General features: G+C 43.7%; 11 protein-coding genes. 3 read left to right on the forward strand and 8 right to left on the reverse strand.

Annotated features, from left to right (window positions below; genetic code table 11):
- Positions 1-90: 90 nt before the first annotated feature.
- Genes JN178_RS06055 through JN178_RS06080 form a run of 6 tightly spaced genes read right to left on the reverse strand, consistent with a single transcriptional unit; the run spans position 91 to position 7,448 of the window.
- On the reverse strand, positions 91-1,890 hold the full coding sequence (locus tag JN178_RS06055; protein ID WP_202264463.1) for a BatD family protein: 1,800 nt from the start codon (positions 1,888-1,890) through the stop codon (positions 91-93).
- Positions 1,891-3,882 carry a vWA domain-containing protein gene (locus JN178_RS06060; RefSeq protein WP_202264465.1) on the reverse strand — a complete coding sequence of 664 codons (1,992 nt, stop codon included), beginning with the start codon at positions 3,880-3,882 and terminating at the stop codon, positions 1,891-1,893.
- Positions 3,882-4,928 (reverse strand): vWA domain-containing protein, encoded by a 1,047-nt coding sequence (locus JN178_RS06065; RefSeq protein ID WP_202264467.1) that lies wholly within the window; start codon positions 4,926-4,928, stop codon positions 3,882-3,884. Before JN178_RS06065 ends, JN178_RS06060 begins: the two co-directional genes overlap by 1 nt.
- Positions 4,921-5,526 (reverse strand): DUF4381 domain-containing protein, encoded by a 606-nt coding sequence (locus tag JN178_RS06070; RefSeq protein ID WP_232369763.1) that lies wholly within the window; start codon positions 5,524-5,526, stop codon positions 4,921-4,923. The genes JN178_RS06065 and JN178_RS06070 overlap by 8 nt, the downstream gene beginning before the upstream one ends.
- Entirely contained in the window at positions 5,526-6,488 is a 963-nt protein-coding gene (locus JN178_RS06075) for a DUF58 domain-containing protein (protein WP_202264471.1), read from the reverse strand. Before JN178_RS06075 ends, JN178_RS06070 begins: the two co-directional genes overlap by 1 nt.
- A 3-nt stretch (positions 6,489-6,491) precedes the next feature.
- Positions 6,492-7,448, reverse strand: a complete 957-nt coding sequence (locus tag JN178_RS06080; protein ID WP_159623155.1) for an AAA family ATPase — start codon at positions 7,446-7,448, stop codon at positions 6,492-6,494.
- 361 nt (positions 7,449-7,809) lie between these two features.
- Between JN178_RS06080 and fadI the strand changes: the two genes are divergently transcribed.
- From fadI to JN178_RS06095, 3 genes are all read left to right on the forward strand, one after another.
- On the forward strand, positions 7,810-9,120 hold the full coding sequence (gene fadI / locus JN178_RS06085) for an acetyl-CoA C-acyltransferase FadI (RefSeq protein WP_159623153.1): 1,311 nt from the start codon (positions 7,810-7,812) through the stop codon (positions 9,118-9,120).
- Positions 9,121-9,139: 19 nt separating this feature from the next.
- Positions 9,140-11,278, forward strand: coding sequence for a fatty acid oxidation complex subunit alpha FadJ (fadJ, locus tag JN178_RS06090; RefSeq protein WP_202264473.1), 2,139 nt, complete (start codon positions 9,140-9,142; stop codon positions 11,276-11,278).
- A 196-nt stretch (positions 11,279-11,474) separates the two neighbouring features.
- On the forward strand, positions 11,475-11,672 hold the full coding sequence (locus JN178_RS06095; RefSeq protein ID WP_159623151.1) for a hypothetical protein: 198 nt from the start codon (positions 11,475-11,477) through the stop codon (positions 11,670-11,672).
- A 90-nt stretch (positions 11,673-11,762) separates the two neighbouring features.
- Here the strand turns inward: JN178_RS06095 and JN178_RS06100 are convergent, their stop codons facing one another.
- Positions 11,763-11,927, reverse strand: coding sequence for a hypothetical protein (locus tag JN178_RS06100; RefSeq protein ID WP_202264475.1), 165 nt, complete (start codon positions 11,925-11,927; stop codon positions 11,763-11,765).
- Between the two features lie 294 nt (positions 11,928-12,221).
- Positions 12,222-16,784, reverse strand: coding sequence for an EAL domain-containing protein (locus tag JN178_RS06105; protein WP_202264477.1), 4,563 nt, complete (start codon positions 16,782-16,784; stop codon positions 12,222-12,224).
- Positions 16,785-16,842: the final 58 nt, after the last annotated feature.

Below are 16,842 nucleotides of genomic sequence, written 5' to 3' on the forward strand. Positions count from 1 at the left end.
TTGTCATTAAGCAAAGCCAAAGGCGCGCAACTTATTTATGACGTTTCTGTTATAACGAGGCGTCAACTCCCTGTGCAATAGAATTGCGGTTTATGACGCCGGATATAAGTTAGATAACGTGTTCGTCGCTTTTTTAGTTCTCTTTAGCCAAGCTGTTCTCGTATCTTTAATGTCTTGTACTAGCGATTTCAGGTTTTCAGACAACTCTTTGTGTTCATTGTTATTGTTTTTAGCAGATGAAGAAAAGCGCAATTTGTGAATTCGTTCCATATGCGACTTTAGAGGCGCTGACTCAGCAATATCACCAGGCATCGCACGTTGGCTTTTGCCATCATTAAGGGTTGCTAGCCATTGCTGCAATGCATTGTCGAGCTCTCTCACTTTTCCCTGTTTAGCGACAGATATTAGGTGGTCATAGGCACTTTTCTCATCGCCATGCTGAAACGTATTCGTGCTATAGCTTGCGGGGGTAATTGGAGCAGCGCTCGCGTGCTTTAATTTCTTATAAGTTACCATCCAGGCGATTAGTGTAAGGGCCCAAAGTACGGCAATTACCAGCATTAAGTAAAAATAAACGGAATTATTTTGGCCGCTTTCCTCAATGTGCGCAGTTTGATTGTTTAGCTTCTCTTCACCCGTTAGCGGAGCACTCGTTTCGGTTTGCAACGTTGGGTTATCGGTGGCGTTTTTGTTGCTTGGGGTATCAGGTACTTGCGGCAGTGCAGTACTATTTGTGTTGGCGGCTACAACGGTAATAGTTCGCGCTGGAATAGTGGCATATTCGGTTTGTTCGGTTAGCGTGTTAAACCACGGAATAGTTATTTCTGGCAATACAAACGAGCCAGCTTCAGTTGGAATAATAGCTAATGATGTTTGACGCTGAGATATAAGGTTTTGGTCACGCTCGACGGTAGTTGTATTCGATTGATCTGGATACAACTTAAAGTTAGGCGGGTAGAATTCTGGAATGTCTGGTAACTGCTCTTCTACTACACCTAACGCGGTAAGCGTCACAATGCGCGTGACAGGTTCACCCGCAACGAAAACGTCACCTTGGGGCCATTCTTCGTCTACTCTCACCATCTCAGAAGGCAACCATGGATAATCAATGTCTGACGGTATCGGTTTTATATTTACCGTAATGTCTGGACCAACGCGATTAATCTGCTGGGTTCGATTAAAGAAACCAAAGCGCTGATTTGTATTTGCTGCCATGACTTCACCTGTGAAGATTGGGCCGCGAAGAATAAACTCTCCGGACGCCTGAGGCACGACAGCAAATTGACGCTCAATGATTTGATAACGCCTACCATTAACAATATCAGTGTATTGCTTATCTTCACCGAGCTGAGTGATTTCGGCATTTTGCATTTCGGGGGCTTGCAAACTACCGCGCTCGATATTGCTCGATAGATAGAGCTTTACCGTGTAGAGCAGTTGTTGATTTAAATACGCTTCAGTTAAATCGATATCGGTTGTAACGAAGTAGTCTCTAGCTACACCACTTTGTTCTTGGACGGGAATAACTTGTACTTCAATAGGTTTTGTACGTTTACCCTCAATCATTAGCGCTGGTATGGTAAATACGCCTTCCTTTCGAGGGAATAGGGTTGTAGTCCAGACCGTTGTGCGCTTTGTATCAAAATTCACTATTGACGTTTGACTGCTAACAGAGGTTCGACCTACAACAAAATCTTTTAACAAAGGAGAGCTATCAAAGGCGTCTCGTTCAACGCTGCCATCGGCCGTGATGGTAAGTCGAATTGCTTCATCCAACATCACTGGGTTTCTATCGATAGTGGCCTCAACTGCGTTTACATCCGCGTATGATGTGTTACCGAATACGGCAAAAAATAAAATCAAATAAGTAGATAGTGAGAGTACTTTCATTTACCAATCACTCCGGTTTGAAGGCATGCGCTGTCGTTGACGTTTTTGTGCTTCTAATTGCATCTTGCGTTTAAGCAAAAAGGCAGGGTCGTCTGGCACGCGTCGCATTAAACTTTCCATTCGTTGTAGTTCTTCTTTTTCGGCATCCGTTAGTTCGCCTTGCTGAGCTTGCATTGCCTCAGCATTGGCGTTTTGGTCTTGCTGAGACTCACGATTTTCTGCTTGTTGCTGTTCATCATTTGAATCATCAGTGTCATCTTGTTGTTGCGAGGCATCTTTATCATCCTGATCCTGCTGTTCACTCTCTCGCGATTGTGACTGCTCTTTTTGTTGATTCTGGTCTTGACCATTATCTTGTTGAGCATCGTCATTATTATCTTGTTGATTTTGCCCATCACTATTTTGGTTCTGTTGTTGCTCGCTCCCATCCTTAGGTTGGTCATTCTCACCATTTTGCTCACTTGACTGACTGTCATCGCTATCTTGCTGTTGATCATCAGATTGCTGATTGTCTTGATTCTGCTGTTCTTGTTGCTTCAAAAGCTCTTCAAGAAGCGCCTTATTCGATGCTGCATCATGCATATCTGGTGCAAGAGACAGTGCTTCACTGTATTTCTCAATTGCCTCTTCAAAGCGCCCTAATTTAGCCAACGCGTTGCCCTGGTTATACAAGCTATCTGCGCCCTCAATAGCGTTATACGCATCAAGTGCTTTTTCGTAATCGCCAGATTTGTACAGTGCAGAGGCTTTCCAAGAAGGATCGTTAAATTGGCTCGAAGCATCTTCAAAGCGTTCATTTTCATAATAAGAATGCGCTTCTTGGTCGTCGTTCAAAAAAGGTTTTTGCCACCAAGAAAGCGAAGTCTCTGCACTGCGCTCTGCAAGGGGGGGGGCAACGTTCGTATTTTGCTGCGCATGCGCGGGCACTGGTAATGTTGGACTAAGTATTCCCACTAGCAAGATAAACAGTAGCCCTTTTCTAAACGCCAACGCTGCAAACGGAAGCATCGCGAGTACCAAATAGGCGCCCACTTCTTTCCATTGATCTCCTTGGTTGTTGTCTTCTTGCTTCTCTTCATCTGACGCTTTTCTCTGCGATAGAGAAAGTGAGGCTAGGGCGTTTATATCATTGTCATTTGACGTGAATGTTTCAAATGAACCGCCGCTTGCCTTAACAACGCCACTTACCGCACTATTGTTGAGTTTAGGAATGACAATACTGCCCGAGGCGTCTTTTAGTAGCTCACCACTTAATTGACGTATTGGAGCACCTTGTGAGGTTCCCACTGTAAGTGCATTTACAGTGAAGGGAATAGACGAGACATACTCTTGTAACTCTTTTTGTTGCTGAAAGTCGATACCGTCTGTAATCCAGTAAATCATTCCTGAGTTATAGCCTGCGTTATTTAGCAGTTGTGCTGCGCTTTCAATGCCTAATAAAGGATCACTGCCCGGTACTGGCATGATCTCTGGCGATAGACTAGGCAATAGTGCTGTTATGTTATTCGCATCTTCAGTTAGGGGGGAAATAACGAAGGCATCACCCGCGTAAGCAACAAGCCCCATTTCTCCCTCGCCAAGCGCATTGACGAGATCTATGGCTTTGTACTTTGCACGGGTGAGTCTGTCGGGTGTCATGTCAGTGGCGCGCATCGATAGTGACATATCTAGCACTATCACATGCCCCATTTTTAATTGATAAACAGGCTGTGGAAGTCGTTCCCACGTAGGGCCTGCCAATGCAACTACGCTTATAAACCACACCAAGGCGAGCATCCAAAGCGGGGGGCGCTGTCCTTTCTCTGTTTTGCCAATAATCATATGTTGGTACAAATGGGGTGGGATGACCGCTTGCCAGCCCGACTGCGTAGCAACATTACGCTTTAACCAGATAAGCAATAATAACAAAGGTATCAATGCGAAAAACCAGACCGGTCGTAAAAAGTGAAAGTCACCTAATTGTAAAAACGAAGGTAAAACCGAAAAATCCATTATCTTGTCACCTCACTGTCCATGGACTTATCGTTACGCAATCCACGCTTTTGGTTTATAGCGTGAAAAGTGCTTGCTGCTATTGCGCCAAAAACCCAGCATAAAGACAGGAAAAGTGCTAACGCTAATGGGTAGTAAAAGAGTGCTGTTAGCGGGCGCATTTTTCTCGCTTCACCCTCTATCGGTTCTAATTCATCGAGCTGTTGATAAATAGCCTGCAGTTCTTGTGCGTTGCGAGCTCTGAAGTATTGACCACCTGTTGATGTTGCAATATCGGTTAGCATGTCTTCGTCAAGCTCTTGAGACGGGTTGATTTGTCTGCTGCCAAAAAAACTTTGTATCAGCATTTTATCTGCCCCTACACCAATGGTGTACACTTTCACGCCTTTGTTGATTGCCAGTTCTTTGGCCTGTTCAGGCGTGATATTACCAGCCGTATTTTGACCATCGGTCAGTAATATCAGTACGTTATTTGACTCTTCTCGTTCGTCAAAACGCTTCACTGCTAGACCAATTGCATCACCAATAGCGGTTTGCTCACCGACCAGGCCTATTACGGCCTCACTCAATAGGGTTGAAACCGTGTCTCTGTCGTACGTCAAAGGCGCTTGAACGTACGCCGTGTCTGCAAAGAGTATTAGACCAATACGGTCGCCAACGCGTCGTTGAATAAAGTCATAAACAACTGACTTCGTCATAGTTAGTCGATTAACCTGACGGCCGTTGAGTTGCATGTCATCTATTTTCATACTGCCTGATAAATCGACTGCCAGCATCATTTCACGGCCTTCATTGGGAATACTAATGGGGTCACCTAACCATTGTGGCCGAGCGGCAGCAGTAACTAACAAAAGCCAAATTAGCGCGCTTATCACCATTGGGAATGTGCGTTTGGCGATGACATTATCAGATACCGCTTCACGTGGTCGAAGCGCAGGAACTCTTAGCGCTGCTAGCTGAGTATCTGCTGTTTTTGGCACAATCAATCGAACAATAAAAGGAAGGGGAAGCGCAAAAAATACCCACCACCAAGAAAACTCAAGCATTGGTAGCCTCCATAGTGTCGCTACTCGAACTTGCTTTTTCGGCTTCTTTACCCGCTTTTTCAAAGCGAGCATTTAGCAGCCACAGTTTTACTGCTTGAGAACAGCGCTTGAAATCACTTTCAGATGGGGTCTTCTGGTATGCGTTTTTTGCAAGTAAGTCAAAGCCTTGTGCAATATCATCGTGGGCTTTTGAACTCTTTTTCAGCAAAAAGGCATACCATGCGTTACCGTGAAGTGCACAAACGCGTTGTGGGTCGTAATACGTCAGGGCAGTGCGTTTTAACAAGCCATTAAGCGCAAGCGGCCAATCATCATCAGTAGGTTTTATTTCTTCTAGTAATGCGAGCGCTTGCTTGCGAGGTTTATTAAACCGAATGTGGTTTAGTACCCATCGAGTTAGGCAGTATAAAATACCAATTATTATTGCACCTAGTGCCCACCATCCCCAATCGAGAGGCCAGAAGTTTACGTCACTTGGAACGTGAATATCTTTTAGCTGTGCCAAAGGATCGTCCACTGGCGCGATATTAGTGGGTAAGCTACTTGGCATAGTTGCCTGGGGAGATATGTTAGCGTTTGGTATTTGCTGCGACTGCATCACAATTGCTCCCTTTGCATACTTTGAAGTTGGTCATCAAGGGGAATACCGGCTGAAACGGTAAAACGGGAGATATTATTTTTTTTCAGGATGTCGTTGATAAACGTATTTTGCTCATTTCGCCATTGCTTGTATTGTTCATGCTCGGTTGCATCACCAAGCAACCATTGCTGCTGAGTGTTCCCATCAGAAACACTCACAGCTTGCATACTTGTAAGAGAAGGTAGGCAGTATTCTATAGGATCATTGATCACAACCGCACGCACTTCACAATGTCGCGTAAGATGGTTTAAGTGGCCAATAGCTTGTGTACTTAGATGTTGAAAATCTGACACTAAATAGACCAAGCTACCAGGGCGGGCGAGACGGCGTGCTCTGGCACAGGCTTGCGCGAACGCATCATCATCACTTTCCTTGTTTGGCTTATTTTGCTGGCTTTGCTGGTGTAGCTCAAGAAGTTCATGACATACACGAAGCACTGCTTTTTTTCGGGTTAGTGGCTTAATTTCTTTATGTTGTGTGGCATTAAAAATAAGCGCGCCTACTTTGTCTCCGCGAGCTGCAGCTGACCAACTTATCAGTGAGCACACGTGTGAAGCTTGTACGGCTTTAGTCAGCAGTTGCGTACCAAACGCCATCGAAGGCAGATAATCGCAAAACAAGAAAACCGGACGTTCCCGCTCTTCGCGATAAACCTTAGTGTGCGTTTTTCCTGTTCGCGCAGTCACGCGCCAGTCAATTGCACGAATATCATCGCCGCTCTGGTAGTGACGAGCTTCATCAAACTCCATACCACGGCCTTTGTGCTTCGTTAAATAGCTACCAGCAAGTCGAGCTTGAGGGGCTCGTTTAGGCGCAAGACTGAACAGTTTAGCGAGCTGTTGATATCGCAACAATTCACCAGTGGATAAATTCACCCCATCGCTCAGCAACTTCTGAAGCTGTGCTTGAACATTTATCATAATTTACGGTACTGCTACAGTGGTGACAATTTTGTCCAAAACATCATTTACCGTTACGCCTTCAGCTTCTGCTTGATACGACAGAATAATTCTGTGACGCAACACATTGTGAACCACCGCTTGAATATCATCTGGACCTACAAAGTCTCTCCCACTTAGCCATGCATGGGCGCGGGCACAGCGGTCAAGGCTTATCGTTGCTCGAGGGCTTGTACCCATTGCAATCCATTGTGCCAAGTTAGCGTCAAACTTTTCAGGTTGTCTTGTGGCAACAATGAGCTGAACGAGGTATTGCTCTAATTCAGGTGCCATGTATAGCGAAAGGGCTTCTTTCCGCGACGTAAAAATATCGTCTTGAGTCAGGGTAGGCGGTGTCACTGGTGGCTCTGATAGTGCCTCTCCGCGCGTTAAGCGTAAAATTTCAAGTTCAGTTTCCGCTCCTGGATAATCAATATCGACATGCATTAAGAAGCGATCTAATTGTGCTTCTGGAAGGGGATAAGTACCTTCTTGCTCGAGTGGGTTTTGTGTAGCCATTACTAGAAACAAGGGAGGCAACGGGTAAGTTTTACTACCCACCGTTATTTGTCTTTCTGCCATGGCTTCAAGTAACGCCGATTGAACCTTTGCTGGCGCGCGGTTTATTTCATCCGCTAATACTAGATTGTGAAAAAGTGGGCCTTTTTGAAATACGAATTCGCCCGTTTCAGGACGGTAAATATCCGTACCCGTCAAATCAGCGGGTAACAAATCTGGTGTGAACTGGACACGGTGAAAGTCGCCGTCGACACCGTTTGCAAGTGCATTAATTGCGCGTGTTTTAGCAAGTCCCGGAGGCCCTTCAACAAGTAGATGCCCATCGGCGAGAAGTGCGATAAGAAGACTTTTAGTCAGCGCGTGTTGGCCAATGATTTGTTGATTTAAATAAGCATGTAACTGTTGAAACTGCTCTGCTGCCATTTTGCAAAATTCCGTTTGAGTTATCTTTATTAAGGAAGTGTCAGTCGATGGGTTTATGTTCTAAAGAACACGTTTAAAACACCATTCACAATGACACAAAACAGACTATGTTTTCCATATAAGGTTCATTCTATCTTTCTTCAAGTCGTTTAATCGCAATAAATCTGCGACGTATTACGCTGATCAACAATGAACAGAAAGCACGTATACCCATCTAACAAATGTTACATTTATCATGACACCTTAACGGCATAATTTGCTATTTTGTTCATTGTTTGTAAAAATCGGGTGTATTACAGGTCTGACCACTTAATGTGAGTGCTATCGCTCAACTCAATTAGGTCATTAATTTAGGTGCATTATGGCAACAAAACAATCAGTTACTACCCGAGAGGGTGATCGCATCGCCATTGTCGCGGGGTTACGTACTCCGTTTGCAAAAATGGCGACATATTTCCACGGCGTACCGGCTGTTGATTTAGGTAAAATGGTCGTAAACGAACTACTCGTTCGCCATGGTGTTCAAAAAGAGTGGGTTGACCAAGTTGTTTATGGTCAAGTTGTTCAAATGCCTGAAGCTCCAAATATTGCGCGTGAAATCGTGCTTGGTACCGGCATGAACGTACATACCGATGCGTATAGTGTTTCTCGCGCGTGTGCGACCAGCTTCCAATCTGCAGTGAATATCGCTGAAAGTATGATGGCAGGTACAGTACAAGTTGGTATCGCAGGTGGTGCAGATTCAACATCGGTATCACCGATTGGTGTTTCAAAAAACTTAGCGCGCGCACTAGTTGACCTTCAAAAGACCAAAACGTTGGGTCAGAAGCTCAATATTTTTAAGCGTCTTAAGTTAAAAGACTTGGCGCCAGTGCCTCCGGCAGTAGCAGAATACTCAACAGGCCTTTCAATGGGCCAAACTGCAGAGCAAATGGCTAAAACCCATCAAATTTCTCGTGAAGATCAAGACAAACTAGCACACCGCTCTCATAGTCTTGCGGCCGAAAGTTGGGAAGCAGGAAAGCTGTCTAGTGAAGTAATGACGGCTTATGCAGAACCGTATAAAGGTGCACTTGAGCGCGACAATAACGTGCGTTTCGATTCTAAGCTAGAAGGGTATGCGAAGCTTCGTCCTGTATTTGATAAAAAGTACGGCTCGGTAACTGCGGCTAACGCTACACCACTTACCGACGGCGCATCAGCGGTGCTTATGATGACAGAAAGTCGCGCTAAAGAACTTGGTTACACGCCATTGGGCTACATCAAGAGCTATGCGTTTTCTGCTATCGATGTATGGGAAGATATGCTGATGGGGCCGTCTTATGCTACGCCAATCGCATTAGACCGTGCGGGTATGACCCTTAACGACTTAACGCTTATCGAAATGCATGAAGCTTTCGCTGCACAAACACTGGCTAACGTAAAAATGTTCGCGAGTGACAAATTTGCTCAAGAGAAACTGGGCAGAAGTAAAGCAACTGGCGAGATTGATATGGATAAATTCAACGTAATGGGAAGCTCAATTGCCTATGGCCACCCATTTGCCGCAACAGGTACGCGTATGATCACGCAGATGTTGAATGAATTAAACCGTCGTGGCGGTGGTACAGGTCTACTGACTGCATGTGCGGCGGGTGGTCTTGGTGCCGCAATGATTGTGGAGACAGAATAAGATGAGTCAGGAACAAGACATGACAAATGAAGCACAACCCGCTTCAGGCGCTTTTTCTCTTACTAAGCAAGACAATGGTGTTGCTATTCTTAGCATGGATGTGCCTGGCGAAAGCATGAACACGTTAAAGGCTGAGTTCGGTGACGAAATATCAGCCATGCTAGATGACATCGAGAGCGACAGCAGCATTAAAGGTGTTGTATTGACCAGTGGCAAGCCGAGTTCATTTGTTGCAGGTGCAGATATTACTATGCTGGCGGCGTGTAAGACCGCTGAAGATGCCACAACTATCGCAGCTGGCGGTCAAGCCATATTCGATAGAATTGAAAGCATGAAAGCGACATTTGTTGCGGCCATTCATGGTCCAGCGCTAGGTGGTGGCTTAGAGTTAGCTCTTGCTTGTCACTATCGTGTTTGTACCGATTCACCAAGCACGCAATTAGGTTTGCCAGAAGTACAGCTAGGGCTTTTACCTGGTAGTGGTGGTACTCAGCGACTGCCGCGTCTTATTGGTATTCAGCAAGCTATGAAAATGATGCTTACTGGTGCGCCAGCACGAGCAAAGCAAGCGAAGAAGTACGGTATTGTTGATGATGTGGTTCCACACAGCGTGCTATTAAAAGTTGCTGAGCAATTTGCGCTTAAGCGCAAACCTGAACGCGAAGCGCCTCAAAAAGGCGTTATGAATAAAATGCTGGAAAATACAGGTCCAGGCCGAGGCATGTTATTCAAGAAGGCACGCGAAGCTACATTTGCAAAAACTAAAGGCAACTATCCTGCGCCAGGTTACATCATTGATGTAATTGAAACGGGCATGAATGATGGTATGAAAGCGGGCCTGAAAGCTGAAGCAGAAGCTTTTGGTAAGCTAGTAATGACGCCAGAGTCATTCCAACTTCGTCAAATTTTCTTTGCAACTACAGAAATGAAGAAAGAAAACGGCGTTGAGGGCGTAAAACCAGAAAAAATGAAGAAAGTTGGTGTTCTTGGTGGCGGCTTAATGGGCGGTGGAATTGCCTATGTAACCTCGACTAAAGCGGGTGTGCCAGTACGTATAAAAGACGTACGTGCTGAAGGCATAGCTAATGCTATGAAGTACAGCTACGACATTCTCAATAAGAAAGTTAAAAAGCGCTTCATGCGCAATAGCGAGATGCAAAAGCAGCTAGCCTTATTAACAGGTACGCTTGATTACAGTGGATATCAAGATGCTGATATCGTGGTTGAAGCGGTGTTTGAAGATCTAGATCTTAAGCAAAAGATGGTTGATGATATCGAAACTAACTGCAAAGAAAGTACGATTTTCGCATCAAACACCTCGTCTATTCCCATTACGCAAATTGCGGCGAAAGCAGCGCGACCTGAAAATGTGATTGGTCTTCACTATTTCTCGCCAGTTGATAAGATGCCTTTGGCCGAAGTTATTGCTCATGAAAAAACCTCAGACCAAGTTATTTCTTCAACTGTTGAATTTGCTAAGAAACAGGGCAAAACCCCTGTGGTTGTTAAGGACGGTGCCGGTTTTTATGTTAACCGCATACTTGCCCCATACATGAACGAGGCCGCAAACCTTATTCTAGACGGTGAGCCAATTGAGCATATTGACAAGTCTTTGGTTAAGTTCGGTTTCCCAGTGGGCCCAGTAAAACTGCTTGATGAAGTAGGTATTGACGTAGGCACTAAGATCATTCCTTTCTTGGTTGAAGCGTTTGGCGACCGTTTTACTGCACCTAGTGCGTTTGACAAGGTGTTAGCTGATGGCCGTAAGGGTAAGAAAAACCAAAAAGGTTTTTATTCTTACGAGGGTAAAAAGCCGGGCAAAGAAGTTGATGAAAGCATTTATTCGCTTCTTGGGTTGTCACCCTCTGCTAAACTTAGCGAAAAAGAAGTTGCAGAGCGCTGCGTGCTTATGATGCTAAATGAAGCAGCTCGTTGCCTTGATGAAGGCGTGATTCGCAATGCGCGAGACGGAGACATAGGTGCCATTTTCGGTATTGGCTTCCCGCCATTCTTAGGTGGTCCTTTCCGTTACATGGATAGCCTTGGCATTAAGCATGTGGTCGCAAGATTAAATCATTACGCAACTGCAGTAGGCGGTAAATTTGCGCCTGCAGACATTTTAGTGAAGATGGCTGAATCTGATCAATCTTTTTACTAAATAGTAAATATAGTGTTAAAAACCGGGCTTTGCCCGGTTTTTTTGTATGTAATGCTCGTTTTTGCTGGTTTATTGTTCATTTTTGGGTAAAATTCGCGCTGTTTAAATTTTGAGTAGTCAAATTGTTGGCACCTTAATCAGGCACCTATCAATTAAATTGATAAGTTTGGGTGTATTTGAAGTTTCAGGAGACGCTGTGATATCACTTGTTGTACTTAGCGCAATATGCTCTGTCTATTTCTACGTGGAAGCGTTCAAGTGGGGAATGCATGCTAAAAAGTGGGCTTTGGGTGGCCTTATACTAGGGCCTATATTACTCCCTATGTTCTCTATATCGCGACATATTCATTGGCGCAATGCAGTAGGCTTTAATAACCTTTATATCGCCGCCTAGGCTTTTGTAGTCTCTTTTCTAAGTCTGCCAAATTGAAGACGAAAAAAAAGAGAGCTTTGCTCTCTTTTTTAGAATTCGGAATGGGTAGACTTACCAGCCAACACCAACGCCACCGCCTGACTTTGGCTTAATATTTTGTGGCTGAGTAATAGTCTCTTTTTGAGAGTCGCTTACAGGTTTAGCACCTTCTTGCTTATCTGCTGCTACTGGCGTGGTGGTAGAAAGTACTAGTGCAACCGCGTACTCTTTCAACATAATAAATTCCTCTAATTTTTTTGAACGAACAAACAAAACCGATATATTGTTTTTATACTCGGTAATTCTATTAAAGCTATTATTGTGCCAGTTTGAAAAAATTGATATAAATCAGTTGCTTACAATGGTTTTGTGTTGATTTGTCACAGTTTTGACGGTGTCGAGAGAAATGGTAGGGTTACGCTAGGCAATGAGGTGCCAAATATTTGAATAGCAGGGGAAAAACTGTGCCTAGCCTTCTAAAGTTCAAAGGGAAAGGGCAGTGGTGATATCAACTGCCCGCATGATGAAAGGTTAGAAATTTGATTGGCCTAAGAGTGTGTGAAGTTTCTGGTTTTCTGATAGCAGCTTTTCGAAACGCTCCGCGTTTAACGGGCGGCTGTACAAAAAGCCCTGCAGCATTTCACAATCGTAGCGACGAAGAATATTAAGCTGTGCTTCCTCTTCTACACCTTCAGCAACCACTTTAAGGCCGAGATTGTGTGCAATATTAATGATGGCCGCTGCCATATGCCTATCTACATTGCTCTTTGCAATGTCGTCGATAAAGGCCTTATCAATTTTAAGCGTATTGAGCGGGAAGCGTTTTAAGTACGCCAACGATGAGTAGCCTGTACCAAAATCATCAAGAGCAAGGTGGATGCCTCGTTCGCGTAGACGGTTCATCATTCTAAGCCCATTTTCGGGGCTTTCCATCAAGGTGCCTTCGGTGATTTCGCACTCTAAGTGCAGCGGCGACAAACCTACTTCGTTTAATATCTTATTAATGCGTTCGTCTAAATCTGGCAATTCAAATTGTTTAGCCGAGATATTGACCGCAACACGGCCGCTAAACATACCTTGGTTAACCCAACGTTTAGTATCAGCACAGGCCTTGCGCAATACTTGTTCGCCAATTTCTATAATTTGCCCAGTTTGTTCAGCTAGGGGGATGAATTGGCCGGGGCTGACAATGCCTTTTTGAGGGTGCTCGAAACGCACTAGGGCTTCCATACTGACTAGTTTGCCAGATGCTATATCTACCTTAGGTTGGTAGTAGACAGTGAAAAGGTCGTCTTTTATGCCTTGTCGAATAAGGTTCTCAATTTGCAATTGTCGCACTGCGTTTTGATTCATCTCACCACTAAAGAACTGATAGCTATTACCACCATTATTTTTGGCAAAATACATCGCAGTATCAGCGTTCTTTAGCATTTCTTGTGGTGAGGTGCCATCGTCAGGGAAAAATGCAATCCCAATGCTTGCCCCTAACACAAACTCTTGCTTATTAATAATGAACGGCCTAGATAGCGTGTCTAGCAAGTTTTGCGCGTAATGGGTAACAGTATGAATATCGGCATTATCTTCCATTAAAATACTGAATTCATCACCACCTAGGCGATAACATGTAGCGCTCTTGCCAGTTATACGTTGAAGACGCTTGGCAATTTGTTTAATGAGGATATCACCCGTTTGATGGCCTAACGAGTCATTAATCTTCTTGAAGTTATCCATGTCTAAACAAAGAAGGGTATGCTGTGTTCCCTTACGTACCAAGTTTTGGTGGCTTGCTTGGAAAAATGAGCGGTTTGGTAACTCGGTAAGCGGGTCGGTATTCGCAAGCTTAAGTAGCTCTTTTTCGGTACTTTTGCGCGATGTTATATCACTAAATACGCCAACAAAATGGCTGATTTTGCCATCTTCATCGTGTACTGCATCGATATTCAGTTCCATTTCATAACGTTCGCCATTTACACGAACGCTTTCAACTTCACCCGACCAGTTGCCTTTTGATTTCAACGTCTTTTTAATTTCTTCGGTAAATGCATCAGGATACAAATGAAAGTGCATATAGCTGGCAAGCGCTTGATCTCGTGTTTCACCTGTGTAAGTGCAATAAGCGTAGTTTACGCTGATGAATTTAAACTGTGTATTGGTAATAAATACACCTTCTGAAATATTCTCTATAGAGCGCTTAAAGAGGTTTAGTTGCTCTTCTGCTTCTTTAAGATGGTGAATATTTTTAAGCGTACCTGTCATTCGAACCGGTTGTGAATTGTGGTCGCGCTCTACTACTTTTCCTCGATCCAGAATCCACACCCATTGGTTTTTAAATGTTTTCGCTCGGTATGCAAGCTCGTAGAATTCGCTCTTACCCTCTAGATGCTCGCGCAATGCGTCTTGAACGCGATTGATATCATTCGGGTGAATGTTTGCATCATATGCGCCCGTGGTTCGTATATCATCTTGCGGAAAATCGAGTGTTCCCCATGTGTTAGCACGGTAAACTTGTCCTCGATACACGTCCCAATCCCACAGTTCATCGCCAGAACTCCACAGCGTTAGTTTAAGACGCTCCTCAGACTCTTTAATGGCTTGTTGGTTTGCTTTGCGCAATTGATATTGTCGGATAATGAAACCAAAAACCGCCATCGCAATTATGCAGTAAAATACAAGGGCGACAGAGTGTAGCCACGGTGGACGAGCCAACTTTACTCTTAAAGAACGACTTTCCGACCACAATTTACCTGGCTCCTTTGCCTGTACTTCGAATTGGTAATCACCGAATGAAATGTTATTGAATTGAGCTGTACGTTCATTGCCAATGTAAACCCATTCATTATCGATGTTAGATAGCTTGTAGCGATAGTTGACTTGGTCTGGATAAACTGGGTTCACAAGTTCAAAAGTGATACTGAATCGAGATTCAAAATAATCTAGTTCTACAAGATCTTGATACGAAATATTGGAAATAGGGGGCTTAAAACCGAGTGCGTTTTCACTTGAAATCTCAGAAAGACCAAACGTCTTCTGAGGATTTGAGCCAAATATACTGAACCGATATAATTGTGGACTTAGTGTTCTAGGTTGTTTACTTACCGCGCCTTGACGCGTTGTCGCAATTTTATTTATACCCTTGTTACCACCAAAATAAATAATATCGTTGGACGTTGCAATGACAGAACCTTCACCGAGCGAATTATACTCTAATTGGTCATTCGATATACTATCCGATTGAGTAAGCGAGGGGAGTGACACTTTGTGAATACCCGCAGTATCCGAGTACCAAATGCTATTCCCGACTGCTGTTGTAGAGGTGATAAATCCATTATTGTTATTTCTGTCCTGCTTTTTTACTACCTCAAGCGTAGTTTTGTCTAACTTTAGGACACCATCAGAACGAGTTGTGAGCCAGATACCGTCATCTGTTTCATGAACGCCGTATACCATAGATTTTACGCCGGCTTTAGCGTCCAAGACTTTTTCAATTTCGTTGGTGTCAATAGAATACACGATTAACTTTTCGCTGCTTCGAAACCAGACTCTTTGTTTATCATCTGAATAAATCGCGTAGATTCTTCCGAAATCACCCTCTAAGTTAACTTCAAAGTTGTCATCAGGGATATTCGTGTATCTCTCATACCCTGAATTAACTGAATAAACTTTTCTTTCACCAAGCTGAAGCCAAATTGCCGAATTGCTCTTAAAAATGTGGTCGATAAAAGCGCCTTCAAAGAAAGTTCGTACATTCCTTAGATCGTTGCCAGATTTTTCCAGCAACATTAGACCATTAGAAGTTGCTACCCAAAACCGACCATATTCATCTATTTCTAAGTCCCAAAACGAAAGCGAATCGCCATATGAACTGAAGATATTATAGAATTCAACATCTCCATTCTCGTTTGAAATTTTCCCCACACCGCGTTGTTGAGAGATTAGGTAGACTTCCCCTTCTTTTGACTCAGCAAATCCCCACACCGTTGAGTAGTTGTCATCATCTCGTCTATTGGAATTGTAAACCGGTTGAAAATTGACACTGGCATATTCGGGGTGATATCTAAATGCACCTTGCTTAAATGTTGCTGCCCACACTACACCTGTTCTGTCTTTCATAACTTTCATTAGAATTGCAGAAGGAAGTCCAGTAACGTCATAGTTTTCAGAGTTTAAGTGAACAAAATCGAGAGATGTAGAGCGCTGAATATCAATTTTTGCAGCTTCTGGAAACACAAATAGACCTTTGAAAGTTCCCAGCCAAATATCGCCATCAACCAACGTCATTGAAAACGAATTTAACTCGCCTTCAATACCTAAGTCTTCACCCAAAAGTTCTTTGACCATTAAGCCGTTGGATGCGTAGATTTTTATACCTTCGTTTGTCGCCAGCCAATAATTTCCATTTATAACCTGCAGATCATGGAGAGCTCTTACATCTAATGAGATAGCCCATGGGTTAACTTTTCTTAGGCTGAAAACCTCGTTGCTTGACGAGTCTATGATTCTCGCACCAAATTTATTTGAGCCTACCCATATCCTATTAGCTTCCTCAAATATTACTTTTATGAAGCTATCTTCTTCAAAAACTCTAGTTACAACGCTGATTTTGGAAGTGTCTTTCGAAAATCGATAGAGGAACTTTGTGTCGCTGAATAGAATGTCGCCGTTTTTCGCCTCAGAAATGGCACTTATAAAATCGTTTTTTATAACGGAATTGGTTTTATCAAAAACTTCGAAATCATCGCTTTCGGCGCGGTACAACGCCAGGCCTGATTGAGTACCTATCCACAGTTTTCCGTCGGAGTCGACGAAAAGAGTCTGTATGTAGCCCGAAGGTATTGAATGGGTGTCAATGTCTGAGGGATGATACTGCTTTACATTGTAGCCAGAGTATCGATTCAATCCATTGGATGTAGCGAGCCAAATATATCCGAGTTTATCTTCGACAATATCTAATACAGCGGTATTGGATAAACCGTGCTTTTTATTTACTTCGGTGAAATGAAGATCAGAAACCTCTGTCGCTTTTGCGGGATGAACATACAGTCCCGACAAAACCAACCAAATTAGCGAAATTGAAAAAATTAGGGTTGAGCGCACCTACACACCTTTGGCAAACGCCATTTATTATTTTTTGTTTTTAACTGGCGGCTTCCCT

Origin of the sequence: Alteromonas sp. KC3 (genome assembly GCF_016756315.1) — a bacterium.
GTDB lineage: Bacteria > Pseudomonadota > Gammaproteobacteria > Enterobacterales > Alteromonadaceae > Alteromonas.